Annotated in this window: 25 protein-coding genes; 14 read left to right on the forward strand and 11 right to left on the reverse strand. The window is 34.9% G+C overall.

The window, feature by feature from the left end; all coding sequences use genetic code 11:
* Nucleotides 1–28: 28 nt before the first annotated feature.
* The 3 genes from ACE939_RS10110 to ACE939_RS10120 are packed head-to-tail and all read left to right on the forward strand — an operon-like array spanning nucleotide 29 to nucleotide 5,166.
* Nucleotides 29–667: a hypothetical protein gene (locus ACE939_RS10110; RefSeq protein WP_378185442.1), complete on the forward strand. Its 639-nt coding sequence runs from the start codon at nucleotides 29–31 to the stop codon at nucleotides 665–667.
* Nucleotides 668–673: 6 nt separating this feature from the next.
* A complete protein-coding gene (locus ACE939_RS10115) occupies nucleotides 674–3,991 on the forward strand; it encodes a right-handed parallel beta-helix repeat-containing protein (RefSeq protein ID WP_378185444.1) in 3,318 nt (1,105 codons plus the stop codon).
* Between the two features lie 2 nt (nucleotides 3,992–3,993).
* Complete coding sequence (locus ACE939_RS10120) at nucleotides 3,994–5,166, forward strand: gliding motility-associated C-terminal domain-containing protein (protein ID WP_378185446.1); 1,173 nt, start codon at nucleotides 3,994–3,996, stop codon at nucleotides 5,164–5,166.
* A 26-nt stretch (nucleotides 5,167–5,192) separates the two neighbouring features.
* Here ACE939_RS10120 and ACE939_RS10125 read toward each other — a convergent pair whose 3' ends face one another.
* Nucleotides 5,193–5,618, reverse strand: a complete 426-nt coding sequence (locus ACE939_RS10125; RefSeq protein WP_378185447.1) for a GNAT family N-acetyltransferase — start codon at nucleotides 5,616–5,618, stop codon at nucleotides 5,193–5,195.
* A gap of 142 nt (nucleotides 5,619–5,760) precedes the next feature.
* On the opposite strand from ACE939_RS10125, the gene ACE939_RS10130 reads away from it, so the two are divergent.
* From ACE939_RS10130 to ACE939_RS10165, 8 genes are all read left to right on the forward strand, one after another.
* Entirely contained in the window at nucleotides 5,761–6,309 is a 549-nt protein-coding gene (locus ACE939_RS10130) for a ClpP family protease (RefSeq protein WP_378185449.1), read from the forward strand.
* A 155-nt stretch (nucleotides 6,310–6,464) separates the two neighbouring features.
* Nucleotides 6,465–7,169 (forward strand): M15 family metallopeptidase, encoded by a 705-nt coding sequence (locus tag ACE939_RS10135; protein WP_378185451.1) that lies wholly within the window; start codon nucleotides 6,465–6,467, stop codon nucleotides 7,167–7,169.
* 19 nt (nucleotides 7,170–7,188) lie between these two features.
* Nucleotides 7,189–7,671 carry a CAP domain-containing protein gene (locus ACE939_RS10140; RefSeq protein ID WP_378185453.1) on the forward strand — a complete coding sequence of 161 codons (483 nt, stop codon included), beginning with the start codon at nucleotides 7,189–7,191 and terminating at the stop codon, nucleotides 7,669–7,671.
* A 77-nt stretch (nucleotides 7,672–7,748) separates the two neighbouring features.
* Nucleotides 7,749–8,516 (forward strand): M48 family metalloprotease, encoded by a 768-nt coding sequence (locus ACE939_RS10145; RefSeq protein WP_378185455.1) that lies wholly within the window; start codon nucleotides 7,749–7,751, stop codon nucleotides 8,514–8,516.
* 456 nt (nucleotides 8,517–8,972) lie between these two features.
* Nucleotides 8,973–10,493 (forward strand): 2,3-bisphosphoglycerate-independent phosphoglycerate mutase, encoded by a 1,521-nt coding sequence (gene gpmI, locus ACE939_RS10150; protein WP_378185457.1) that lies wholly within the window; start codon nucleotides 8,973–8,975, stop codon nucleotides 10,491–10,493.
* An 84-nt stretch (nucleotides 10,494–10,577) separates the two neighbouring features.
* Nucleotides 10,578–11,165: a thioredoxin family protein gene (locus ACE939_RS10155; RefSeq protein ID WP_378185458.1), complete on the forward strand. Its 588-nt coding sequence runs from the start codon at nucleotides 10,578–10,580 to the stop codon at nucleotides 11,163–11,165.
* 69 nt (nucleotides 11,166–11,234) lie between these two features.
* On the forward strand, nucleotides 11,235–12,053 hold the full coding sequence (gene map / locus ACE939_RS10160) for a type I methionyl aminopeptidase (protein WP_378185459.1): 819 nt from the start codon (nucleotides 11,235–11,237) through the stop codon (nucleotides 12,051–12,053).
* A gap of 18 nt (nucleotides 12,054–12,071) precedes the next feature.
* Nucleotides 12,072–12,839 carry a class I SAM-dependent methyltransferase gene (locus ACE939_RS10165; protein WP_378185460.1) on the forward strand — a complete coding sequence of 256 codons (768 nt, stop codon included), beginning with the start codon at nucleotides 12,072–12,074 and terminating at the stop codon, nucleotides 12,837–12,839.
* Here ACE939_RS10165 and ACE939_RS10170 read toward each other — a convergent pair.
* The 8 genes from ACE939_RS10170 to ACE939_RS10205 form a co-directional block, all read right to left on the reverse strand.
* On the reverse strand, nucleotides 12,836–13,840 hold the full coding sequence (locus ACE939_RS10170) for an FAD:protein FMN transferase (protein WP_378185461.1): 1,005 nt from the start codon (nucleotides 13,838–13,840) through the stop codon (nucleotides 12,836–12,838). The two genes, ACE939_RS10165 and ACE939_RS10170, sit on opposite strands and share 4 nt — an antisense overlap.
* 1 nt (nucleotide 13,841) lies before the next feature.
* A complete protein-coding gene (locus ACE939_RS10175) occupies nucleotides 13,842–14,219 on the reverse strand; it encodes a Na(+)-translocating NADH-quinone reductase subunit F (protein WP_378185462.1) in 378 nt (125 codons plus the stop codon).
* 101 nt (nucleotides 14,220–14,320) lie between these two features.
* Nucleotides 14,321–15,631 (reverse strand): NADH:ubiquinone reductase (Na(+)-transporting) subunit F, encoded by a 1,311-nt coding sequence (gene nqrF, locus ACE939_RS10180; protein WP_378185463.1) that lies wholly within the window; start codon nucleotides 15,629–15,631, stop codon nucleotides 14,321–14,323.
* Between the two features lies 1 nt (nucleotide 15,632).
* Entirely contained in the window at nucleotides 15,633–16,355 is a 723-nt protein-coding gene (gene nqrE / locus ACE939_RS10185) for an NADH:ubiquinone reductase (Na(+)-transporting) subunit E (protein WP_378185464.1), read from the reverse strand.
* Nucleotides 16,356–16,436: 81 nt separating this feature from the next.
* A complete protein-coding gene (locus tag ACE939_RS10190) occupies nucleotides 16,437–17,129 on the reverse strand; it encodes an NADH:ubiquinone reductase (Na(+)-transporting) subunit D (RefSeq protein WP_378185465.1) in 693 nt (230 codons plus the stop codon).
* Between the two features lie 3 nt (nucleotides 17,130–17,132).
* On the reverse strand, nucleotides 17,133–17,888 hold the full coding sequence (locus ACE939_RS10195; RefSeq protein ID WP_378185466.1) for a Na(+)-translocating NADH-quinone reductase subunit C: 756 nt from the start codon (nucleotides 17,886–17,888) through the stop codon (nucleotides 17,133–17,135).
* Between the two features lie 2 nt (nucleotides 17,889–17,890).
* Complete coding sequence (locus ACE939_RS10200; RefSeq protein WP_378185467.1) at nucleotides 17,891–19,093, reverse strand: NADH:ubiquinone reductase (Na(+)-transporting) subunit B; 1,203 nt, start codon at nucleotides 19,091–19,093, stop codon at nucleotides 17,891–17,893.
* A gap of 2 nt (nucleotides 19,094–19,095) precedes the next feature.
* On the reverse strand, nucleotides 19,096–20,448 hold the full coding sequence (locus ACE939_RS10205; RefSeq protein WP_378185468.1) for a Na(+)-translocating NADH-quinone reductase subunit A: 1,353 nt from the start codon (nucleotides 20,446–20,448) through the stop codon (nucleotides 19,096–19,098).
* A 185-nt stretch (nucleotides 20,449–20,633) separates the two neighbouring features.
* Between ACE939_RS10205 and ACE939_RS10210 the strand changes: the two genes are divergently transcribed.
* Both ACE939_RS10210 and apaG read left to right on the forward strand, forming a co-directional pair.
* A complete protein-coding gene (locus tag ACE939_RS10210; RefSeq protein WP_378185469.1) occupies nucleotides 20,634–21,908 on the forward strand; it encodes a DUF5103 domain-containing protein in 1,275 nt (424 codons plus the stop codon).
* 155 nt (nucleotides 21,909–22,063) lie between these two features.
* Nucleotides 22,064–22,450 (forward strand): Co2+/Mg2+ efflux protein ApaG, encoded by a 387-nt coding sequence (gene apaG / locus ACE939_RS10215; protein ID WP_378185470.1) that lies wholly within the window; start codon nucleotides 22,064–22,066, stop codon nucleotides 22,448–22,450.
* On the opposite strand, the gene ACE939_RS10220 is transcribed toward apaG, so the two are convergent.
* Nucleotides 22,447–23,433, reverse strand: a complete 987-nt coding sequence (locus ACE939_RS10220) for a DUF6695 family protein (RefSeq protein WP_378185471.1) — start codon at nucleotides 23,431–23,433, stop codon at nucleotides 22,447–22,449. The two genes, apaG and ACE939_RS10220, sit on opposite strands and share 4 nt — an antisense overlap.
* A gap of 18 nt (nucleotides 23,434–23,451) precedes the next feature.
* Entirely contained in the window at nucleotides 23,452–24,189 is a 738-nt protein-coding gene (locus ACE939_RS10225) for an NRDE family protein (RefSeq protein ID WP_378185472.1), read from the reverse strand.
* Nucleotides 24,190–24,334: 145 nt separating this feature from the next.
* Here ACE939_RS10225 and pruA point away from each other — a divergent pair, with 145 nt between their 5' ends.
* Nucleotides 24,335–25,963 (forward strand): L-glutamate gamma-semialdehyde dehydrogenase, encoded by a 1,629-nt coding sequence (gene pruA, locus ACE939_RS10230; RefSeq protein WP_378185473.1) that lies wholly within the window; start codon nucleotides 24,335–24,337, stop codon nucleotides 25,961–25,963.
* Nucleotides 25,964–26,107: the final 144 nt, after the last annotated feature.

A 26,107-nucleotide genomic window follows, 5' to 3' on the forward strand; every position in this document is an offset into this window, starting at 1 on the left:
TATGTTAATTTCCGAAACACTAAAACCTATGAAAAATATATGCATTCTTCTTATTGTATTTTGTACTTCTTCACTAGTTGCACAAATAGATGCTAATTCGGTTATGGGGTTACCTACTGCCACTACTACAGAAATGACTGCTATTACTGGAGCTGCAATAGGAGCTACTTTATTTAATACTGATGAACAAGTAATCTATCGTTTAACCTCAACAGGATGGCAACGTAGTACAGATGACCAGTTAGACTCTGAAGTCCTGCTGGATGCTCCGATTGATGTTGATGAAGGTGGTATAACTACACCAACAAATGAAACAAATGTGCAACAAGTAATACAAGCAATTGCCCCAATTACCTCAAAAGCGGCGAGAGTTTTCTACCCTCCATCTATTGAGATCGACGCTTCTAGTAACGGTACTTTTACTGTAGATTTATATGCACAGTACACAGCTCAATTTGCTACACCAATAGCATCAAGTCCAACTGCACCGGCAACCGTACCAGTATATAATGCAACTGATCTGTATTATTATGTAACCTATGCAGATCCTGCAGTTTTTGATACTGGAGCTATGATGATTACAGCAGATGGAGAATTAACCTACACCGTTAATAACCAACCTACAGACTATAACTCTCTAATCAATGTCGTATTTGTTGTAAAATAATTATTTATGGGGAAGTATGATATAGTAAATAACCAAAGTAGGCATAAAACACTATTAATTTTATTTTTAGCGATTATTAATTGTGCAAGCTTATATGCGCAAGCAACGGTTACTATAAATGTAGATTGGAGACAATGGGCGCAAGAAAATCTTATACAGATAAGAAATGCAGCAAATACCACGCTGTATCAACACTGTGTACCAACTCGTTGTTTTTCCACTAATGGAGCTTCGCTTCTAAATTATACAAACAGTGACAATATTGTATTAGATTATGGTGAATATACACTTATATTAGCAGATAGATTTACCGATAACTGGAATGGTTTTGGCTCAAATGTTACTATTTTAGTTGATGGCGTACAAGTGCTTAATGCCACTAAACCAAATGATGGAAATCAATTTATTACGGTCACTTTTAAAGTAAGTGATCCGTCTATTCCTGAAGATGTACCCTTGACATTATTTGATCAATTTGATGGTAATTACGATTATACTGTCGCCGGAGGGTCCTTTAGAACCAATAGTAACGACGTAGATCCTTGCTCCATAGCAACCACATCTAGCGGCTCCTTAACGAGTCCAATCCCTACGGGTGCTACGATTGAAAAAGCCTATTTAATGTGGGCACATTCTAATCCTAACATTGATACTCAAGTAACTTTTGAAGGTACACCGGTTACTGCTGATATATCTAGTCAATATATACAAGGTGGCGTATTTTATGGTATGGTAAGTGACGTAACCTCTATAGTTCAAGGTATAGCATCACCCTCTACAAATGTCTATGATCTCACCGATCTTACAATTAGCACCAATGAGGTTTACTGTACTCCTAATACAGTGTTAGGAGGATGGAGTCTTATGGTTTTTTATTCGGATCCTACCCTACCTGCTACTAGTATTAATTTATATAATGGTTTTGATGGGCAGAGTAATAACACAACGAGTTATACGCTGGATAACTTTTATGCAAATGCTATAAATGGTTCAAAAACTACTATTTTATCATGGGAAGGTGACCAATCTTTGGCCAATAATGAAGTTTTAACAGTTACCAACGGGCTAGGTCTTACATTCGAACTAACAGGTGATGGCGATAATGATGGTACAAATATTGACAATCCTTTTAACTCTACGATCTTTGATAATACAGTTATACCCAATGTAAATAACACTACAAGTTATGGAGTAGATTTGGACACTTATGACCTATCTGCTTTTATAGGTATCGGAGAATCCTCTATAACCACAAATGTTCAAGTTGGTCAGGATTTGGTCATGCTAAATTCTGTAATTCTCAGTGTTCCCAGTAATTTAATAACAGGTAATGTTTTTGAGGACACTAATTATGGAGGCGGTATAGGACGTGATCGCGCTACAGCTTCAGGAACTCCAGTAGTGGGCGCAACCCTTGAACTATATAATAATCTAAATACATTGGAGCAAACAGTTACTACAAATGCTTCAGGAAACTATACTTTTGGTGGTATGACCAATGGAGATTATAAAATTAGAGTAGTTAATTCTACCGTTCGCTCAAATCGTGGTGGTGGTGCAGCCTGTACTGCTTGTTTTCCTGTACAGACTTTTAGAAGAAATTATGGAAGTGGTTCCTATACAGATATTACTCAAGAGATTGGTGGAGCTAACCCTTCACAACAAGATGGAGGAACTGGAAGTATCACTGGTGCCCAGACCGTTTCTACGATCACAGTAGCTGATGAAGGAATTATCGATATAGACTTTGGCTTTAATTTTAATACGATTGTAAATACAAATAGTGCTGGACAAGGTTCTCTAGAACAATTTATAATTAATAGTAACGCTTTAGATAATGCAGGGCTAGATATCGACCCTAATAGCATTTTTGATCCTGTTGCGGGAAAAGATGTTTCTGTTTTTATGATTCCTCCTACTGCAGATCCTCTAGGTAGACCTGCAGATGCTAATTTTTCTGGAGGATACTTTGATATTTTTATCACTGGGCTTGGTGTAGATTTATCACCTATTGTTGATAACGACACATCAATCGATGGACGAACACAAACAGCCTACTCTACTGATTCGAATATAGGTACTATTGGTGCAGGAGGTAGTTCTATTGGCACTACTGGGTTTATACTTCCTAATTTTTCTCTTCCAGAAATACAGATACATCGCAATGCTGGTGATGTATTTGTCATCCAAGCCTCAAATACTACAGTTAGGAATCTGTCAATATACGCTAATAATAATGCAGGTATTAGGCAAGACTCTGGAACGAATGTATTAGTGACAGAAAATTTACTGGGTGTTAACGCTGCTGGTATAGCTTCAGGAAATATAGACCAAGGTTTCGAAATTACAGGAGGAACTTCAACTATCTCTAATAATTTTATTTCAGGAAATGGCGCTGCTGGAATTTTAGTTGATGGAGGCACAAATACGCTTATTGAACAGAATCATATTTCTAATAATGGAACAACTACCTGTAGTAATAACATCAGGTTGCAAAGTGGTTCTGGTATAACAATCCAAAATAATCTATTGGATAATGCGACCGGGGTAGGAATAAGTGGCGAGGGTATTGGTGGTAACGTTTCTTTAACCAATAATACAATTACCACTTCTGGAACAAGAGCAGCCTGTACCGATAAAGAAGGAGTGCTCCTTGGTGGCGATAATTCATCGATCACAAACAATATCATACATACCAATGGTAGTACAGGAGTTGCTATTACGGGAACTAATTCAGGTAATCTTATTTCTCAAAATTCTATATACAATAACGGTACAGTAGAAGACGCACTTGGTATTGATCTATACAATCCTGTGATTATAACAAACACTAAAGGAAACGGAGTAACTACTAATGATACAGGTGATGGTGATACTGGACCAAATGGTAACTTAAACTTTCCTGTTTTTGAATCTGCAGCAGTATCTGGTAATTCATTAAAAGTTGTGGGCTGGGCGCGACCGGGCTCAATTATAGAACTTTTCCTTACCGATATTGATCAAGGAACAGCTGCCGAGGGTGACAACCAGTTAGGACAAACATTGGATTATGGTGAAGGTCAGGTCTATCTAACTACTGTTATTGAAGGAAGTGGAGCAGATTTAGATACTACCAGTTCTGGATATGCTGTCGATGGAAATACCGATACTACAGCACGTTTCAATTTTTCTATTACACTTGCAAATCCCCTACCAGCTGGTAGTAAGATTACCGCTACTGCAACTTTGAGCAACAGCACTTCTGAGTTTTCTAGCGCCTACTCTCTTGGAGTTAAATCAGTTATTACAAACCGTAGAATAACACATCGTGTTAAAAAGGATTAAAAATGAAAGCACTTATATCTAACATATTAATACTGGTTATGCTTTGCTCTCTATCTCTAAAGGGTCAAGAGGCTTTTCACAATTTTGGCAACATTCAAATTCATGAACAAGGTGCGATAGGTTTCCATATTGATCTAATCAATGATGGAAGATTCAATGAAAACCTGGGTATGGTTGGATTTTATAATTCAAATGGACGTCTCACCGTCAGTGGTACAGAAAAGCCTGTATTCTATGATTTAGAAATTGATGTAGACGATAATCTATACCTCGAAGTGGCTGTAGGAAGCACCAACTTTCAGGAATTTATAAACGGACGTGTAATTACCCCTAGGGATCAAAGTATAGTTTCACTGGATTATGATATTGACACACCGTATTTAGGAGCCAATGATGACCGATTCGTGGATGGATATGCAGCAATTACGGGAGCATTAGATTTTACTTTTCCTATAGGTGATGACTTCAGACTGCGTCCCATGGCTATAGAACCTGAAGCTGCAACTAATACTGCAAGAGGAGCTTATTTTTTTGAAGACCCTAACAATCCAAACTTTTTCCCCAAAGGGTTTGACACCGCTAATTATGAGGCTACTTTATACGGGGTAAGTATTTTTGAATTTTGGGATTTAAACGGTTCAATAGAAACAAAAGTAACTCTTACCTGGGATGATAATAGCAATTTACCTACACTAGTAGAAAATTTAGAAAACTTGCGTGTTGTTGGCTGGGATACAGAGCAAAATACATGGATTAATCTTGGCAATACAGGCGTTAGGGGTGATTTAAACAATGGAGAGATCGTATCTGCTCCTTTTATTCCTGACACCTATACTATCATCACGTTTGGCTCATCTAGCGAACTTTTGGACGGTGATTTTGAAGTATTTAATGCAGTTTCTCCAAATGGTGATGGTATCAATGATACTTTTGTAATTCAAGGATTAACCGCTTTTCCCGATAATACATTAGAAATTTTTAATCGTTGGGGCGTAAAAGTATATGAAAAAAATGAATACCATAAAGTTCAAGAAACCTCTGAGGGTTTTGCTGGCAGATCTAATGGACGAGCTACTATTTTAGATAATAGCGAATTACCAGTAGGTACTTACTTTTATGTTGTTAAAATAAATGGTAGAAAAAGTTTGTCAGGATATTTATATATAAATAGATAAAAGTATCGCGGTTCGCATCATAAGTTTTATAATTTTTTAAAAAAATGATGCGCCCATATTTCATAGCCTTCATTCAAATAAAACTTATGAGAAGGATAATTAGAAACATAACTATTTAATTCTGAACTTTCGCAACCTTTTTCTTTGGCATATGCGTAAATCCAATTAAAAACTTTTTTACCTATACCTCGACCTTGATAAGCATCATCAATATAGACATGATCGGGCTCACATGAGCGTCCAGCGTAATGCCGTGTCATGAACCACAGCCCAAACACTCCAATTAACTTATTATCCAAATAAATACCCCTGCATTCATAATTTTGCTCAAACATTTCACCAAATCTTTCTAATAAAATTTCATCAGAAAATTGATTCTTCATTAATTTTTGTAGCAATGGTAGCACCTTTGGAAAGTCTGCTTTTAAAATCTTGTTAAATGCCAGATTCATTTCGTGATTTTTTGCTAAAATAATTATACTTTTACTTTTTGACGCATTATTTTAAGACTATAATTAGTGTTTTATTACGCACTATTATATTTCAAATTAGTAAAATCTAGTATCTCTTTGACAGAGAATAATTTAAAAATATATGAAAAATAAACCAGGTAAGATACAAGACTTAATCGAGCAAAAATTCTTAGAAGAACGTAGTGTTTTCTTGTGGGGTCAAGTAGATGACAAATCTGCAAAACATGTTATAGATCGTTTGATGTATCTTGATATGATCAATGATAATGAAATAAAATTATACATCAATAGTCCAGGAGGTTATGTAACTTCGGGATTTGCTATGTATGACACGATTAAAGCACTAAAAAGTCCTGTATCTACAATATGTACAGGTCTTGCTGCATCTATGGGCTCCATTTTGCTTAGTGTAGGTGAAAAAGGAAAGCGCTTTATTCAGCCCCATGCCAAGGTGATGATCCATCAACCGAGCGGTGGTGCACGAGGTCAAGCTTCTAATATTGAAATACAAGCAACCGAGATATTAAAAACTAAAGAATTGAGTGCTAAAATTCTTGCCGATAATTGCGGTCAGAATTATGAAAAAGTAATGAAAGATTTTAACCGAGACTACTGGATGGATGCACAAGAGTCCTTGGATTATGGAATTGTGGACGGTATTTTATCCTAAATTCAATTAAAAAATCTAACACCGACATCTTTATAGTTGTCGGTTTTTTTTATCTTGTAGGATTCTAAAATATTAGAAGATCAAATTCGTTTACCAAACGATGATTTTTTCAAATCTATTCATAACTAGCCGTTATAAAAAAATGTTTGCTTAAGATGAGACGAGTACTTTTATTACTAATATTACCTGTAACTGTGGGTTTTTCACAAAAAAAATTCGATAAGGCAGATTTAATGGGTAAAAGTGAAATCTCATTCTATGGCGACACTTATCTTTTGCGTAAAGAAGCACATGAAGCCTTTTTAAAAATGCGAGAAAGTGCTGCAAAAGAAGGAATTGAACTTAAAGTCATTTCTAGCTATCGAAGTTTTGAACATCAAAATAGCATATGGACTCGCAAATACAAACGCTTTACAAGTTCTGGAATGTCTCCCCTTGATGCTATAAAAAAAATTATAGAATATTCTACAATACCAGGAACCTCAAGGCATCATTGGGGTACCGATCTGGATATTGTTGATGGAAAACCAGTACAACCTAAAGATGTTCTTTTGACAAAACATTTTGAAGAAATGGGACCCTATTGTAAATTTAAAGAATGGATGGATCAAAATGCTGAATCCTTCGGTTATTTTTTAGTCTACAATAATGATCCAAAAAGAGAAGGCTTCAAATATGAGCCATGGCATTATTCGTATGGTGCGATTTCAAAACCAATGCTCATGGACTATCAAGGCTTAGATCTTGTCGAAGAATTGACTAAGAATGAAATTATCGGTCATGAGTATATTACTAAAGAATTTATAGAAACTTATTTTGATAAAAACCTTCTAGACATCAACCCAAAACTCAAAAATTAATCAATTTAATCCCCTTATCATGAAAACCTATTTAAAATCAATTTTTATACTTTATATAGCTGTAGCCATAACCTCCTGTTCCAAGGATAATGATGATCAAGTAGATGAAAATGCAGAAATCGACACTACAGAAAACTCTACAGAATCTGAAATTCTGAGATTAGTTAATGAACATCGAGTTAGCATACAACTTCCGGCATTAGAAGTAAGCACCTTAGCTACAACACTAGCAAAAGAACATACCATCTATATGATCGACAAAAAAAGAATAAGTCATGATAATTTTGATAAACGGTTTGATCGACTTAAAGCAGAAGAAAATGCTAGAACTGCTGCAGAAAATGTTGCTAGCTTTCAACCAACTGCAGAAAAAGTTGTTAATGCTTGGTTGGACAGTGATGGCCATCGCCAAAATATTGAAGGAAATTTTTCTTTTACAGGAATTGCAGCTTTAAAAGATGACCAAGGTCGATTTTACTACACACAAATTTTTCATAATTAAAAAATAAAAATTGCAGAAATTAGTATCTTGAACGTCAAGTACTAAATTTTTCTAACTGCAATAAAAATTTACTTTCTATGGGGCGTGGTGGTTTAAAGATTAGAATATTAATAGGTTTGGCAATAGTTGTTTTTGCTTTTTTCAAAAAATGCGTCAACAAAACTACCAATCCATATACTGATCGTATACAAAATATTAACATGACTACCGATCAGGAAATTTCTATTGGCTTACAAAGTGCTCCCGAAATGGCGCAACAGCATGGCGGTCTCTACCCCGATCAAAAATTGCAAACTTATATTGACATGGTTGGGGACAAACTAGTTCGCTCTACTATGGCAAGAGAAACTCCATATCGTTATGAATTTCATTTACTTGCAGATGAAAATACCATCAATGCTTTTGCACTACCAGGAGGACAAATTTTTATAACTTATGCCTTATTATCAAAATTAAAAAATGAAGATCAGGTAGCAGGAGTTCTTGGTCATGAAATTGGTCACGTATTAGGCCGCCACTCTGCAGAACGAATTGCAGAACATGAATTTTGGAAAACTATCTCTACTGGAGCTTCTGTAGGAGCCGATGCAGGGAGTCTAGTAAGTGGCATAGGACAAAATATACTCTTAAAAAACGGTCGAGAGGATGAACTAGAGAGTGATGAACTAGGTGTTCAATTTATGATAAAAGCAGGCTATAGGCCAGAAGAAATGATTGGTGTGATGAAAATCTTAAAGGAAGCCGCAGGTCCAAATCGAACACCAGAGTTTCAAAGTACTCACCCAGATCCCGAAAATCGAATCGAAAAAATTGAAGAAGCAATAAAAGCCTATAAACAGCATTAAACCTTAACCCATTAAGAATTGTTCTTTACTCTACAAGCATAGTAACGATACTTAAACTGTTTTTAAATTAACAACTTTGATACAGGGTCTCCCCTAACCTCATAGTATAAAATTGTGGCCGATATAGTAATGATTTTAAACTCTTTTTTAAGCACATCCCACAATATGCTTCAAACTAGATATATTTAACCAGTAGAATTTTACAAACTAATTAGTGGAAAGCTTTACTTATTAATCACGCAACTAATCCAAGTACCTGCCACTATTTATAGACAAAGCAAAAGTATACATAAGCTCAGCTACTTTGATCATCGCATGAACAGAAATTACTACCTCGCTTACCCCTATTCTGTATTCCTTGATAATAAACACCCATATCTTCATTGTAAAGCTTAACTTGAAATTGTAATTTTACTTTTTTAACCACACCAAATAGTATTTTAAACTAGTAACTACATGACAAAAAAAGTAATTCTAATGATTTTGGATGGATGGGGAACTTCTCCAGATCCTGAGGTTTCTGCAATTGACCATGCAAAGACACCTTTTATAGACAGCTTATACACCAACTATTCTGTAGCATCACTTCGTACAGATGGCTTGCACGTAGGTTTACCAGAGGGACAGATGGGAAACAGCGAAGTAGGCCATATGAATCTAGGTGCAGGTCGTATAGTATATCAAGATTTGGCTAAAATTAATTTGGCGATAAAGAAGGACACTCTAAAAAATGAGAAAGTTATTATTGATGCTTTTGAATACGCAAAAGTTAACAATAAAAAAGTTCACTTACTCGGGTTACTAAGTGATGGAGGGGTACATTCACACATCAATCATGTAAAAGGCTTATTAAGTGCAGCACACCAACATGATGTAACAGATGTTTTTTTACACGCCTTTACAGACGGAAGAGATGTTGACCCCAAATCAGGGATCTATCATATCGAGGATATAGAAAAACATATGGCCAACACTACGGGCAAACTTGCTTCAGTCATTGGCCGATATTATGCGATGGATCGAGATAATAGATGGGACAGAGTTAAATTAGCTTACGACCTTTTAGTTAATGGTAAAGGAGAACGAACTAATAATATTAAATCATATCTTGAAGCAAGCTATGCCCAAAATGTTACGGATGAATTTATTACACCAGTCGTAATTTCTGATGGTTTGAAACCTACCGCTACGATAGAAGAAGATGATTTGGTGATATTTTTTAATTTTAGAACAGATCGTGGTAGGGAGTTAACAAGCATGTTATCTCAACAAGATATGCACGAGTATAACACTCATAAAATTGCATTATACTTTGTTACCATGACAAATTATGACGAAACGTTTAAAGGTATTAATGTTATTTATTCTAAAGATAATATAACACAAACCTTAGGTGAAGTCCTCTCTAAAGCAGGTAAAACACAAATTAGAATAGCAGAAACAGAAAAATATCCTCACGTAACTTTTTTCTTTTCTGGCGGAAGAGAAGATCCTTTTCATGGAGAATCAAGAATTTTAAAAAACTCTCCTAAAGTCGCAACCTATGATCTTAAACCCGAGATGAGTGCTTTTGAGTTGAGAGATGCCCTTGTACCAGAACTAAAAAAAGGCGACGTAGATTTTGTATGCCTTAACTTCGCCAATGGTGATATGGTTGGTCATACTGGTATTATGGAAGCTGCTGTAAAAGCATGCGAAGTTGTAGACACATGTGTGCAGGATGTTGTAAATACAGGTTTAAACAATGGATATTCAATACTTTTGATTGCAGATCATGGAAATTGTGAAACGATGATAAATCCAGACGGCTCACCCAATACAGCACATACAACTAATCCCGTTCCTTTTATCTTAATTGATAAAGAATCCATACCTATACAAAACGGAGTACTGGGCGATATAGCCCCTACTATTTTAGATCTAATGAATATTAAAAAACCAACAAGTATGACGGGTCAATCCCTTTTGGTGAAATAAACATCCGCAAAAATATCTCAAACACATAATTCTAAAAGTATCATAGAACATTAAATGTTTTAATTATTAATTTATACACACCCTATGAAATTAAATTTTAAATTTTTATTGCTTTTTACTATAGTTGCCTGCAAAAGCACAGTTACAACTAGCAAAAAAGATGTAAATCCTGACGTTGTAGATAACGCCGAAAAACAGGTAAGTACTAAGCCTATTAAAAAGTCAAACCCTCCAGGAATGCTCGTAGGGATTCAAGACAGGTCAACGTTAGAGGCCGAACCACATGATTATTGGTTTAATGAAAATTATGAGAGTTATGAATTAGATACCGAAGTAGCTTCACAACTAAAACCTTTATTAGAAAACATTGAGATAAAAGCTTTTATGGGCACATGGTGCGGTGATAGTCAATATGGCGTGCCTGCTTTTTATAAAATTTTGGACCACGCCGAATTTGATTATAAAAATTTTACATTAATTACTGTTACTCGCAATAAAGACACCCCAGAAAAACTTGAGAAAGGCCTAAATATTATTCGTGTACCCACTTTTATTTTCTATAAAAACGGTACAGAAATTGGACGTTATGTAGAGTACGCACGTGAGAGTTTAGAAAAAGATATGCGTACCATCTTATCAGGACAACCGTACAAGCACGCATATGAAGATTAACAGTCGCGTATATATTACAAGATCATTTTATTCTTTGTAAATTTGTACCCTGCATAAAGTAACAAGCACATGATTATAGTAAAAACGCGAGAAGAAATAGAGTTAATGCGAGAAAGTGCATTGATCGTATCAAAAACTTTAGGCATGTTAGCCGCCGAGGTAAAACCAGGGGTGACTACACTTAAATTAGATGCACTAGCAGAGAGTTTTATACGTGATCATGGTGCCGTCCCAGGTTTTTTAGGTTTATATGATTTTCCAAATACGCTATGCATGAGTCCTAACGCTCAGGTCGTACATGGTATTCCAAATAAAACACCATTGCAAGATGGCGATATAATCTCTATAGATTGTGGAGCTATCAAAAATGGTTTTTATGGAGATCATGCTTATACTTTTGCAGTTGGTGAAATTACAGAAGACCTACAACGTCTTCTCAAAGTTACCAAAGCATCACTCTATGTTGGTATTGAGCAATTGAGAGTAGGAAATCGTGTTGGTGATGTAGGATATGCTATTCAAAAATTCACAGAAGACGCTGGTTATGGCGTAGTAAGAGAGCTTGTAGGTCATGGTTTGGGTAGAACGATGCATGAAGATCCAGAAATGCCCAATTATGGAAGACGCGGTCGTGGTAAAAAATTAATCGAGGGAATGGTGGTGGCTATAGAGCCCATGACAAATATGGGTACTCACCGTATCAAGCAGCTACGTGATGGCTGGACTATTTTAACTGATGACGGGAAACCTAGTGCTCACTTTGAGCATGACGTGGCTATCGTGGATGGAAAACCCGAAATTTTGTCTACTTTTAAATATATTAATGAGGCCTTAGGTATTATTACTTCTGAAGAAGATGCTTTTAGACAAGAATTACTTACTGTTTAAGGAAGAATTTGTGTAAACATGAAAAAGCTCTTTAAACTTGTTCTAAACACCATTCCTCGACCTATTTTGATTCGATTGAGCTATGCTATTCGACCGATTATTGCCGCTTTTTTGAAAGGTTCCCGATACACGGATCCAATCGATGGTAAACAATTTTCGAAATTTTTACCCTATGGTTATGTGCAACCAAGAGAGAATGTACTCTCCCCCTCTACGCTGTCCTTAGAAAGACATCGTCTGCTATGGTTATATCTTAAAAATGAAACTGATTTTTTTACTAAATACTATAAAGTTCTTCATTTTGCACCAGAGCAGGCTTTTTATAAAAGATTTAAAAAATTAAAGAATATAGAGTATACTACAACAGATCTTAACTCTCCTCTTGCAGATATTAAAGCAGATATTTGCAATCTACCATTCAAACAAAATACCTATGACATTATTCTATGTAATCATGTTTTGGAACATATTCCTGTTGATACAAAGGCAATGCAGGAACTCTTTAGAGTGCTTAAACCTGGCGGAATGGCCATTCTTCAAATACCACAGGATCTTAGTAGAGAAAAAACATTTTTTGATGATAGTATAACAGATAAAAAGCAACGCGCCAAGATTTTTGGACAATATGATCACGTACGCATCTATGGTCGAGATTATTTCAACAAATTGCGCTCAATAGGATTTAAGGTTGAAGAGTTCAACTATTCAAAAAAATTAACTCCAGAAGAAATTGATCGATTTAGACTAGCCGATGGAGAACTATTACCTGTTTGCTATAAACCCTAACTTTCTGGAAAATTATTTACCGATAAAGTTTTTAATAAGCCATTTGTACTTTCATAAATAAAAAAAGCCTTAATTTTTTTGTTAGATTGTAGATATGTTTTAGAGCGATAAAGTCCCATAGACATAAATGCAGTAGCGTATGCATCTGCTTCCATACATGTATCTGCAATAACAGACACACTAAGCAAATTAGATTTAAGAGGATAACCTGTCTCTGCATTTATAATATGAGCATAACGGTTTCCGTCGCTATCAAGTTTAAATTTACGATAGCTACCCGATGTTGCCATTGCTTGATTTGAAAGCGGAATTACTTTACTATAGGATTGGGTATAATCAAAATTAGGATCTTCTACGCCGATAGTCCAGGATTTGTTTCTTAAAACATTACGTCCTTTCACTCGAATCTCACCGCCTATTTCGACTAAAAAATTATCTAGTTTTAATGAATTCATATAGTCTGCAAAGACATCTACCGCATACCCTTTGGCCAAAGCATTAAAGTCCAAAAAAGTGTTTTTATGCTTTTTAAAGATTTTATTATCTTTCAGTTCCACATTGTCCAAACCTACTAAAACTAATAAGCTATCAATCTTTTTTCGATCCAAGGCCACTATCCCACCAGAAGGTCCAAAATCCCAAGCATTGACTAGGATACCGATTGTAGGATCGAATGCTCCGTTAGTTTCTTTATGGATAGCTTTTGCAGCCGAAAAAACATTTTTAAAATGAGTATCAACTAACACTGTAGAATCACCCGCATTAATTCTAGAAATATCAGAATCCAATTGATACGTTGACATTGATAAATTAATTTGTTGGACAATACTATCAAGGTAGGTAGATAAATTATATTTTTTTGAATCAATAAATTTCACCGAATATGTAGTTCCAAAAGCCTCACCTATTGTTGTATTAATATATAATTCTTTCTTGTCCTTTTTACACGCAAACAGACAAAAAACAGTAATTAATAGCCAGAAATAATTAGTATACCGCATATCAATTTAATTGATTTTCGATGGTTTGTAAACCTGAATAATTTAAAAGATAATCTTGATCGAGAAGTAATGGTTGCTTTGGATGTAAAGCATTTTGAAGACCTACTCCAGCAAAAAGCACTTTAGCGCTCTTACTAGCGGCATGTTTTTTAAAGGTTTCCATCCAGATCATATCATATACATTGGGATTATTAGGATAACTTACAGCTTTAACTAATACAAAATAATAAACGTTTTGAGAATCAATACACACAAACTGTGGATGCTTGCCCAGCTTACTGTTTATCGCAACAAATTCATAACCAAGGGCTTCCAAATCTTTACCGACAATATTCATCGCTAAATTATGAAGTTCTTGTTCCGTTAAAATCCTAGTCATGGCAATATATACTTATTTAAATTCTTCAGAAATAAAAATATAAAAAATAAGCATACAAAAAAACCGACAAGATTTGTCGGTTTTTTAAACTTCTAATGCGATTATCCTCCAAAGTCATCAAATCGAATATTCTCATCTGGAATACCAAAATCTTCTCCCATTTTTTGGACAGCTTTGTTCATTAAAGGTGGTCCGCAAAAATAAAGTTCGATATCCTCTGGTGCTTCATGATGACTTAAATAATTGTCGATAACTACGTTATGAACAAATCCTACAAATCCATCACCTTCGGTATCGTTAATATCCTTTTTAACCTTCCAATTATCGATTTCTAACGGTTCAGACAAAGCTAAATAAAATTTGAAATTCGGAAATGTCTTTTCTAACTCATAGAAATGATCTAAATAGAAAAGTTCTCTTTTTGATCTACCTCCATACCAAAACGTTACGACACGTCCAGTCTGCAAAGTTTTAAATAAATGATATAAATGAGATCGCATTGGTGCCATACCTGCTCCACCTCCAACATATAACATTTCTGATTCGGTTTCATTGATAAAGAACTCTCCATAAGGTCCAGATATGGTTACTTTATCACCTGGCTTTCTAGAAAAAATGTATGAAGAAGCAATACCAGGATTAACATCCATCCATCCATTCTTAGCACGATCCCATGGCGGAGTTGCAATACGAACGTTTAACATAATATCACGACCTTCTGCTGGATAAGAAGCCATAGAATAAGCTCTTTCTACGGTTTCATTATTTTTCATAACCAAGGGCCATAAGTTAAACTTATCCCACTCTTCTTGAAATTTATCTGGAGTTTCATGCTCTTCAGGATGTGCTGTGATATCCATATCAGCAAATTTCACCTCACATTGAGGAATTTCAATTTGAATATAACCTCCTGCTTTGTAGTTCATATCTTCTGGAATACGTACTACAAATTCTTTGATAAAAGAAGCAACATTATAATTACGAACTACCTCGGCCTCCCACTTCTTGATACCAAAAACTTCTTCAGGTATCTCGATATTCATATCTTGCTTTACTTTTACCTGACATGCTAACCGTGCTCCATGCTGAAGTTCTTTCCTCGAAAAATGAGGAGTTTCTGTAGGTAGAGCTTCACCCCCACCTTCAAGAACGTGACATTCACATTGAATACAAGTACCTCCACCTCCACAGGCTGATGGTAAGAATATTTTTTGAGCTCCCAATGTAGATAAAAGACTTCCGCCAGAGGCTACTTCAATCTCTTTCTCCCCGTTAATTGTAATTTTAACTGGTCCTGATGGTAGTAATTTGTCCTTTGCAAATAGTAAAATCCCAACTAATACCAAGGTCAACACCAAAAAGGCGATCACTGTAATTACGATGGTTCCAACTGTTGACGCTAAAAATATCATATTATTTAAGTATTGAAACGTTTGTATTGTTAGCTACTTCTTTGGTAGCCTTTTTTTGTATTATCTCAACTTGAGCATTATTAGGTTCTTTGGCTTCTTCCTCGTCACCACCAGTAAGCATACCGCCAAAACTCATAAATCCGATAGCCATTAAACCTGTTAAAATAAAAGTTATACCTAATCCCCTAAGTGGCGCAGGAACATTTGAATATCTGATTTTTTCACGAATTGCTGCTATAGCTAATATTGCTAAAAACCAACCGATACCAGATCCAATACCGTATACCGCAGCATGGGATATCGCTGGAAATTCTTTCTGTTGCATAAACAAAGATCCTCCCAAAATAGCACAGTTTACTGCGATCAAGGGAAGAAAAATACCTAAAGAATTGTATAAAGATGGAGAAAACTTTTCGACTATAATTTCTACTAATTGTACCATTGTAGCAATCGTAGCTATAAACAAGATAAAAGTAAGAAAACTTAAATCATAACTTGCATATTCTGGTCCCAACCACACTAGCGCACCTTCTTGAAGCAAATACTTATCCAACAAGAAGTTTAAAGGTACAGTTATTGCGAGTACAAAAATAACTGCCGCTCCCAGACCTACTGCAGTCGCTACTTTTTTAGATACTGCTAGGTAAGAACACATTCCTAAAAAGAATGCAAATACCATATTATCTATAAAAATTGATTTTAAAAACAATTCTAAATATTCCATTTTATATTGCGTTTATATTAGTATTACTTAACTTAGAAATAGTCTTATTTTTCTATTTCAATTCTCAGCAATTATAAATTTCTAATGATCTTCGATTAGGGCTTTATTTTTGCTACGTTGTACCCAAATTATAATTCCTACAGTAATTAGTGCCATTGGCGCTAATACCATAAAACCATTGTTTTCGTATCCAAAGGCGTAAAGTCCTGTTTTCTCTATAGGGTCTCCCAAAACTTTGAACCCAAATAATGTTCCAGATCCTAAAAGTTCTCTAAAAAATGCTACAATTACTAATAACAATCCGTATCCAGCAGCGTTACCAACACCGTCTAAAAAGGACTTCCAAGGACCATTACCCAAGGCAAAAGCTTCAAAACGTCCCATAATGATACAGTTGGTTATGATCAACCCGATAAATACTGATAACTGCTTACTTAATTCGTAAGCAAATGCTTTAAGAACTTGATCTACTATAATTACTAATGCTGCTACTACTACTAGTTGAACAATAATTCTAATTTTTGATGGTATTACATTTCGCATTAACGAAATAACAACATTACCAATACCTAGTACAAAAATTACCGATATCGCCATCACTATTGATGGCTTAAGTTGTGCAGTAATCGCTAAGGCAGAACATATTCCTAATACCTGAATAGTAATAGGGTTATTGTCTGCTAGAGGATCGGTTAGCAACTTTTTGTTTTTTTTCGAAAATAAAGGCTCTCTAGGCTCTTTAATTTTAACTTCTTCTGTAGTTACTTCAGCCATTGCTTATTTTTTTAATGTTTCAAAATAAGGTAAATACATTTTAATACCTTTTTTAATCATACTGGTAACTCCGTTCCCTGTAATTGTTGCGCCTGCTAATGCATCCACTGCATTATCATCTTTACGATCATTCTTTGGATCTGAGTTTCCTTTTTTAACTTCAATACCTCTGTAATTACCAGCAGCATCTAGTATTTTTTCGCCTAAAAAGTCTTCACGAAAATAAGCTTCTGTGATATTAGCTCCCAAACCAGGAGTCTCTCCTTTATGATCGAAAAATGCACCTTTTACTGTATCAAAATCATCATTTAACGCAACATACCCCCAGATAGCATCCCATAAACCATTACCGCGAACTGGTATGATATAAAATTTATCTCCATCTTTTTCGCCAATAAATAAAGGTAATTTTCTTTGATAATTTGCATCTAGTTTAGCTTTATCACCTTCTTTTTTGATATCAACCTCAAAAGCATCTGTAGTCTTAGTTGCATTACCATCTACGATTATATACTGTTCTCCACCAACATATTGATCAAAAAGAGCTTGCGCTTTATCAGCAGGTACAAATTTATTTGGGTCCTCTTGATCTGTTATATTCATAGCAAACAAGATATTTTGCTGCTTTTCTTTCTTTTTATTGATTGCAATGTCTGGCTTTAGTATCGAAGATACACCAGCTAATAACGCTCCGACCACAAATACCATTATCACAGAGAAAATGATTGTGTAATTATTCTTATCTGTATTCATAGCCATGATTACGCTGTTTTTAATTTTAAACGTTTCATTCTCTTTTTGATATTCCCTTGTACCACATAATGGTCTATTGTAGGAGCAAAAACATTCATTAACAAAATTGCTAAGAATACTCCTTCTGGATAGGCTGGATTAAACACACGAATAAGAATTGAAATAAATCCTATTAAAAATCCATAAATCCATTTTCCTTTATTTGTTTGAGAACCAGATACTGGATCTGTTGCCATAAAAACAACTCCAAAGGCAATACTACCGATAATTAAATGTTGCCAAAATGGTGTGCTCATCAAACCATAAAACTTACTCGAAGCTTCTATCCATCCTGCATTGACTATACCATTGAACAATAATCCCATGAGTGCAGCTCCCGCAAAACCACTTACTATAATTCTCCAACTAGCAACTTTACTAAAGATTAAAATTGCAGCACCGATAAGAATTAATAAGGTAGAGGTTTCACCTACAGATCCAGGGATATACCCATAAAACATATCTGATATCGAAAACTGAACAGGATTACTTTGTGCTAACGTTCCTAAAATAGTTTCTCCAGAGATAGCATCAGCAGTACCTGCTCTTTCGACAGCTTCGTGCACCCAAACTTTATCTCCAGACATCCAAGTAGGATATGCAAAAAATAGAAAGGCTCGTATTGTTAAAGCTGGATTTAAAATATTCATACCCGTACCACCAAAAACTTCTTTACCTATAACAACTCCAAAAATAACTGCTACCGATAACATCCATAAGGGAATATCGATTGGCACTATCAAAGGTACTAACATCCCTGTTACCAAGTATCCTTCTTCAACTTCGTGTCCTTTGATAACTGCAAAAAGAAATTCTACTGCAAGTCCTACTCCGTAAGAAACAATAACTAAAGGCAACACTGTCCATGCACCTAGAACAAAATTTTCCCAATTAATAAAATGCTCAAAAAGTGAAAAATTCTCAGGAAAACCGTTGATTGCAGAATAGTGCTGATAGCCTGCGTTGAAAATACCAAAAATTAGGCATGGCACCAAGGCCATAATAACGGTATTCATGGTACGCTTCAAATCATCTGCAGCTCTAACATGTGCTCCAGAGTGTGTGGTCTCATTTGGCAAATACAAAAAAGTATGGAGTGCATTAAACGCAGGCGCCATCTTTTTATCCTTGTACTTAAGTTTTAATTGATGTAATTTATTTTTTAAGCTCATAGCTACCCAATTTCTTTTAACATTAAATCTAAACCTTCTCTAACAATCTGTTGATGAGGCTGTTTTGAAACACATACAAACTCGGTCAACGCAAAATCCTCGGGAGCTATTTCATACATACCTAATTGCTCCATAGCGTCAAGGTCATTGACAACACACGCTTTTAATAACTGTAATGGATAGATATCAAAAGGAAAAACCTCTTCATAATTGCCCGTTACTACAAAAGCACGATGTTCACCATTCGTATTTGTATCCAATTCGTATTTTTTATTTGGAAATAACCAAGAAAAAGTTAATGCTCTAGATGTAGATATTTTATTAAAAACAGGCTTATTCCACCCAAAAAACTCATAGTCATCCCCTTCTGGAATGACGGTAATCGTATTATGATAAAATCCAATATGACCATCAGGCTTAACATTGTCACCAGTCAAAACATTCCCACTTATAACACGAATGTTCTCGTCTTTGACTCCAGAATCGTATACAACCGTAGCAACCTCTGCTCCTATGCGAGTTTTATAATATTTTGGATTTTTAACAGAAGAACCTACTAGCGCTATAAGACGTTCAGAATTAAAATTACCAGTCAACAACAATTCACCTATAATAATCAGATCTTGCGGTGTAACAACCCAGACAGTTTCTCCCTTATTAATAGGATCTATATTAGCGATTTGTACACTCACATTCCCCGCTGGATGCGGACCAGACACCGAATGAAGTGTTATATCATTAAGCTTTGCAAATGCAGAGGTATTCGTATCACCAACCGATACATGTACACTGCCAGATGTCATTTTACTCAGCGCTGTAAGTGCAGCTTGAAGCTCTGCTTCTTTACCTTGTAAAATATACTCGTACGATGCCGTTAACGGGGCTGTTGCATAAGCAGAAATATAAATTGCTTTGGGCGCAATATTAGGATCAGCTATCACATCATATGGACGTTGTTTAATAAATGGCCAACATCCTGATGCAAGTAAGTGATTTTTCACCTCTTCTCCAGACATGGTACCCACATTTTTGATTCCAAAGTCTTTGTATTGCTGCTCTTTATCGGCTAAAATTTTAAAGGCTAAAATCTTACGTTTTGCACCCCTAACGATTTCTACTACTTCTCCACTTACTGGGGAAGGAAATAATATTTTATCGTTAGATTTCGAATGAAAAAGAGGGTCTCCCGCCTTAACTTCTGTGCCTAACTTGGCCATGACCTTTGGCACAATGCCATGAAAATCATCAGGCCTAATAGCATTGATATTACTTCGAGTGGCATCTACAGTAACTTTCTCTGCTTCGCCAATCAGCTTAATATCTAAGCCTTTTCTGATACGAATGTCTTTTGACATATTTAAAGTCTATGTTAATTAACTAAAAAAATCGTGCAAATTTACTAATTAAAAGATGTAAGTGAAAGTAGGTTGTGTTATAAGATTTTATTTATAATCTTTCTAAATAATTCACGACCATTACACGTAGCTATTCAAGTTTTTAGAAATACTTTTGTTTATATTTACTCAAAAAAAACAAACAAATGTCCTACTCATTTTTTCGACATCTTATAATTATAGTATTTATTATCGCATCTAATTTACAAAATATTTCAGCTCAATTAACAAAATCTGAGACGTATACTGCACCCTATATAAAGTCCATTCAATTTTCTAGAGCTCCAGATGAAACAGGAATTCCTATTCTTAAAATAGGAGAACCGATACGCATGAGCTTTGATGACATTAATGGAGACGAAACAGATTATTATTATAAAATAGTGCATTGTGATTTTGACTGGTCTCCTTCTCAGTTATCAAAAAATGAGTATTTAGATGGGTTTGATGACATTCGTATCACAACCTATGAAAACTCCTTTAATACATTGCAAATGTATAGCCACTATACACTCACTATCCCTAATGAAGATACCTACAGCCTCAAAGTAAGTGGCAACTACAAAATCGAAATTTATAATGATGATAATGAGCTAATCTTTTTTAGAAAGTTAATCGTTTATGAAAATAATGCGTCGATAAAGGTCGAAATAAAGCGTTCTAGAGATTTAAAATATATTAATACTAAACAAAGTGTGCATTTTGAGATTGATCCTAAAAATTCATTTTTCAGAAATCCTGATCATACCGTAAAGACATTAATTATTCAAAATGGAGATCTGCAAAACAGTATAACTACCTTAAAACCTCAATATAACTTAAGCAATAAACTGGTTTATCGATATGATCAGGAGTCAAGTTTTTGGGGAGGTAATGAGTTCCTTTTTTATGACAATAAAGAAATTAGATCTGCTACATCGAATATAAAACGTATCTCATTAGAAGATGATCTATATCATCACTATTTATACACTAACATAGTTAGATCCAATCGCAACTATACTTATAACCCCGATATTAATGGTGGTTTTATAATTCGAAATCTGCGATCTGAGAACAGTAATACGGGAGCAGATTATGTATGGATGCATTTTGCTTTACAGTGTTACGAACCTATAGGAAAAGGTGAATTATACCTATATGGAGACTTTAATAACTATGAAATAAATACTTCGAATAAATTAATTTACAATAAAGACTCTGGACTTTTTGAATTAAAAATTCGTCTTAAACAAGGTTTTTACAACTACAAATATGTATTACGTAATGAAAACGGCATTATAGATCTTGGATTTATCAGTGGTAACTTTGATGAAACAGAAAATAACTATACAGTTCTAGCATATTATAGAGCTCCAGGAGCTAGATATGACCGTGTTGTTGGTAAAGGCCAAGCTAACGCTACAACTATTCAAAATTAATGTATTTTCAAAAAATCAAGCTTTTCACCCACCTATATGGACATTTACATACCCAAAAACTATTGTTAAAATTATTTAAGCAAAAATTTTATTCTTTATATTAGCGAGTATGGGTTCTAGTAGCATTGATAGTCGGATCGTTTTTACCGTTTCATATGATTGAACAAGTTACAAAAGGCATAAAGATTTCTGTAAACACTTCTTTCGAAGGTACTTTCATAAAAGATAATCAAATTTTTTATGCATTTGCCTATATAATTTCCATAGAAAATCAAAGTAGCGATATTGTACAACTTACCTCTAGATTTTGGAAAATTAAAGACGCTTTAAATCACAACGAAATTGTAGAAGGAGAAGGTGTAATAGGGAAAAAACCAGTTTTACAGCCTGGAGAAACGCACACTTATAGTAGTGGCTGTCTACTTCACTCACCCTTTGGAGCCATGAAAGGTTATTACAAGATGATTAATTTTACTTCAGCTACAAAATTTAAAGTATTTATACCAAGCTTCAAGCTAAATGCAACATTTTCATTAAATTAGAAGGTACGTTGAATTCGTAATAATTTATAAATTTTATTTTCTTGTTCAATATGACAGTACAAGCAATTAGAATCATAAATAATTTGAAAGTTATTTTCAAAATCAAACGCCCCCTTCTCAACTATAAATACTCCTTCAAAATCTAAAACACCACTTGGAGTTAGTCGCTGAATAATATACTCATTCTTATCATGAACTTCTCTAATATAAAAAAATGCACTACTTCCTACCCCACTCAAAAAGAATAAATTCTTAGAGTTTAAAGGCAAGGTTTTAGATTGTGTTATAGCATATTTAGGAATTCTCTTGTCAAAATAATTAAAGAGATTCTCGCGTGTTACAGATTTATCATACAATTGAACACTCCCATCTTTGACCGTGTAAATCGTTCGTTTTGAAGAAGCGTAAAAAACATTTCCCAATGGACTTGGCGTAAACAGCTTTATACGTGTAAGACACCTCTTTATACGTTTATTAGTTGTGCTTTGAATAAGGGTTTCAGTTACTAATCTCGAGCAATTACTTCCTTTTCTCCCAAAAGCTCGGTACGGTAAACTACCTTGATCTTGCATAGTTAAAAGATACTTTTTGGCATCTTCAAAATTGATGTCAGAACACAGCGAAGCCACAAGACGTCCTTCACCATGCGTATATTCGGGATGCGATTCGAGCCATTTTAAAAATTCATCTAAATTGATAAGATCGCCCTTCTCATTAAATATAGCATGCATAGGAAGCTCTAATTCAACATCGGTCAATGCACTCCTAACCCTTCCTAATCCAGATGGCGTCATATAACGCCCAAAATCATAGTACGCTGCATCTCCTGATTTATTATGTATCAAGACCAATGCGGCATGCCCTGCTTTGATATAACGATTTTTGCCCAAGCCCAAAAAAGGAAATAGACGCAAAGCAAATTCATCTGAATATTTTACGAATGTATCTGGGAAAGCGAGAACTATAATTTTACCAGTATTCATAGTATTACTCTGTTACAATTACTTAGAAGTAACTTGAGAATTTGTCTCTTTTAAACAGTTATAAACAACTTGAGGGGAGTCTTTTAACAACTCTTCATAACGCATAATAACCTCATTCGCATCTTTAGTTATCTGGGTTACGCTAAGCGTCTTCAACAAACCACGGTTAATTTGTAATCCAAAATCTTTATTATCATGACCAGCTGTTTTATGAAAATCAAGAAATTGATTTGAATTTTCAGGTTTTTCTTTTAAAAATTCTCTGAACCACATACTTCGTGCTTTTTGTGATTTTTTATCATATAAAGTAGACGACGACCATATATAGTTCGTGCCTTCTAAAGTACTAAGATGTGCTTTTGTACCATCCCAAATAAGTTCATAAAACTCTAACACTTCTTTCCATTGAGCAGCTATAATAGTAAAAGGCTCTATACCTATATAATTAAAAGATGTAAGCCGTTTGTACAAATTTAAAGAACTCAATAATTCTTTAACTACAATACCTCTACTCAATCTATATGGAGGCTTAGGTATATGCTTTCGATACCCTCCATTCAAAAGACATACCATACTTTTATTATCACTCATACCAATCCAACTACCACCAGCACGTATATCTTTGGGATATATCATATTGGAACCTTTATAACTATATAATTGCGGCGCTAAGGTTTCTCTATTAACAGATTCATCCCTATTAGAGGTAAGAACAAAATTATTGTTTGGTTTTAGTTGTAAGGTAACTGTACACATAAAAATATAAGTCGATTTAAAGCCTTGAAACTTACAAATAAAAGTTGAGTTTAGACAGATTTATTAAAAGTTAAACCAAGCATAAGCCTTATTAATTTTCTATCTTTGTCGACCAAGTTACTAACACATTAAAAAACATCTTAACATGGCAAAAGGTTTTTTTCAAGTACCAAAGGCAATCAATGAACCGATAAAATCATATGCTCCTGGCACCCCAGAGCGTGACGAAGTACTTACTACATATAAAAAAATGTATAACAGCACGGTAGAAGTACCTTTATACATTAATGGTGAAGAAATAAAAACAGGAGATACAGCAACGATGTCACCTCCTCACGATCACAAACATATTCTCGGAAACTATCATAGAGCTGAAAAAAAACATATACAACAAGCTATTGACACTGCACTAGAAGCAAGAACAGAATGGGCGAATCTTGCATGGGAACAACGCGCAGCTGTGTTTTTAAAAGCTGCAGAATTGATTGCTGGTCCCTACCGAGCAAAAATTAATGCAGCTACTATGTTAGCGCAATCAAAGAATATTTTTCAAGCGGAGATTGACGCGGCCTGTGAGCTTATCGATTTTCTTCGGTTTAACGTTGAATTCATGACTCAAATCTACAACGAGCAACCAGCCTCCACCTCGGGAGCATGGAATCGTTTAGAATATCGCCCCCTCGAAGGTTTTGTGTATGCAATTACACCATTTAACTTTACCGCTATAGCTGGTAATTTACCTGCAAGTGCTGCGCTTATGGGAAATACTGTTATCTGGAAACCTAGTGACAGTCAGATTTATTCTGCCAAAGTAATTATAGACATTTTTAAAGAAGCTGGAGTTCCAGACGGTGTTATTAATGTAGTGTATGGTGATCCTGTTATGATTACAGACACAGTCTTAGCTAGCAAAGATTTTGCAGGAGTTCACTTTACAGGAAGTACACATGTATTTAAAGACATTTGGGCCAAAATTGGTGCCAATATACATACATATAACACATACCCTAGAATTGTTGGCGAGACTGGTGGGAAAGATTTTATAGTTGCACATCCTAGTGCAGACCCTAAACAAGTAGCAACAGGAATTTCTCGTGGCGCTTTCGAATTTCAGGGTCAAAAATGTAGCGCAGCTTCTAGAGCTTACATTCCAAAAAGTATTTGGGAAGATGTTAAAAAATATGTTATCCAAGATGTGCAATCCTTCAAAATGGGATCTCCAGAGGATATGAGCAATTTTATTACCGCAGTAATTCATGAAGGATCATTTGATAAACTTGCAAAATATATTGATCAAGCGCAAAAAGATACAGATGCCGAGATCATAATTGGTGGTAACTACGACAAATCAAAAGGATACTTTGTCGAACCCACAGTTATTGTAGCAAAAGATCCTAAATACACAACTATGTGCACAGAACTTTTTGGACCTGTAATCACTATTTATGTATATGAAGATGCTACTTGGAACGAAACTTTAAAATTAGTAGACGAGACAAGTGAATATGCGCTGACTGGAGCAATTTTCTCAAGAGATCGTTATGCTGCAACTGAAGCTACTAAAGCACTACAAAATGCAGCTGGTAACTTTTATATAAATGACAAACCAACAGGAGCTGTAGTTGGGCAACAACCTTTTGGTGGCGCACGTGCATCTGGAACCAATGACAAAGCAGGTTCTTATCTCAACCTTTTACGTTGGGTTTCTCCTCGTACCATTAAAGAGACGTTCGTTACTCCCACAGACTATAGATATCCTTTCTTAGGGGAATAAAATAAATAAAGAGTTTTCATAAATACTGCATAATTTTATTTATTATGCAGTATTTACTTTTATAATCTTGAGTAGTTTTGGAATTTACACCTCATACCTAAAGGTTACATCTATATCTACTTAAATTAAGTATTTAGAATAAAT

This window comes from Aquimarina rhodophyticola, assembly GCF_042434915.1.
In the GTDB taxonomy this organism is placed as follows: Bacteria; Bacteroidota; Bacteroidia; order Flavobacteriales; family Flavobacteriaceae; genus Aquimarina.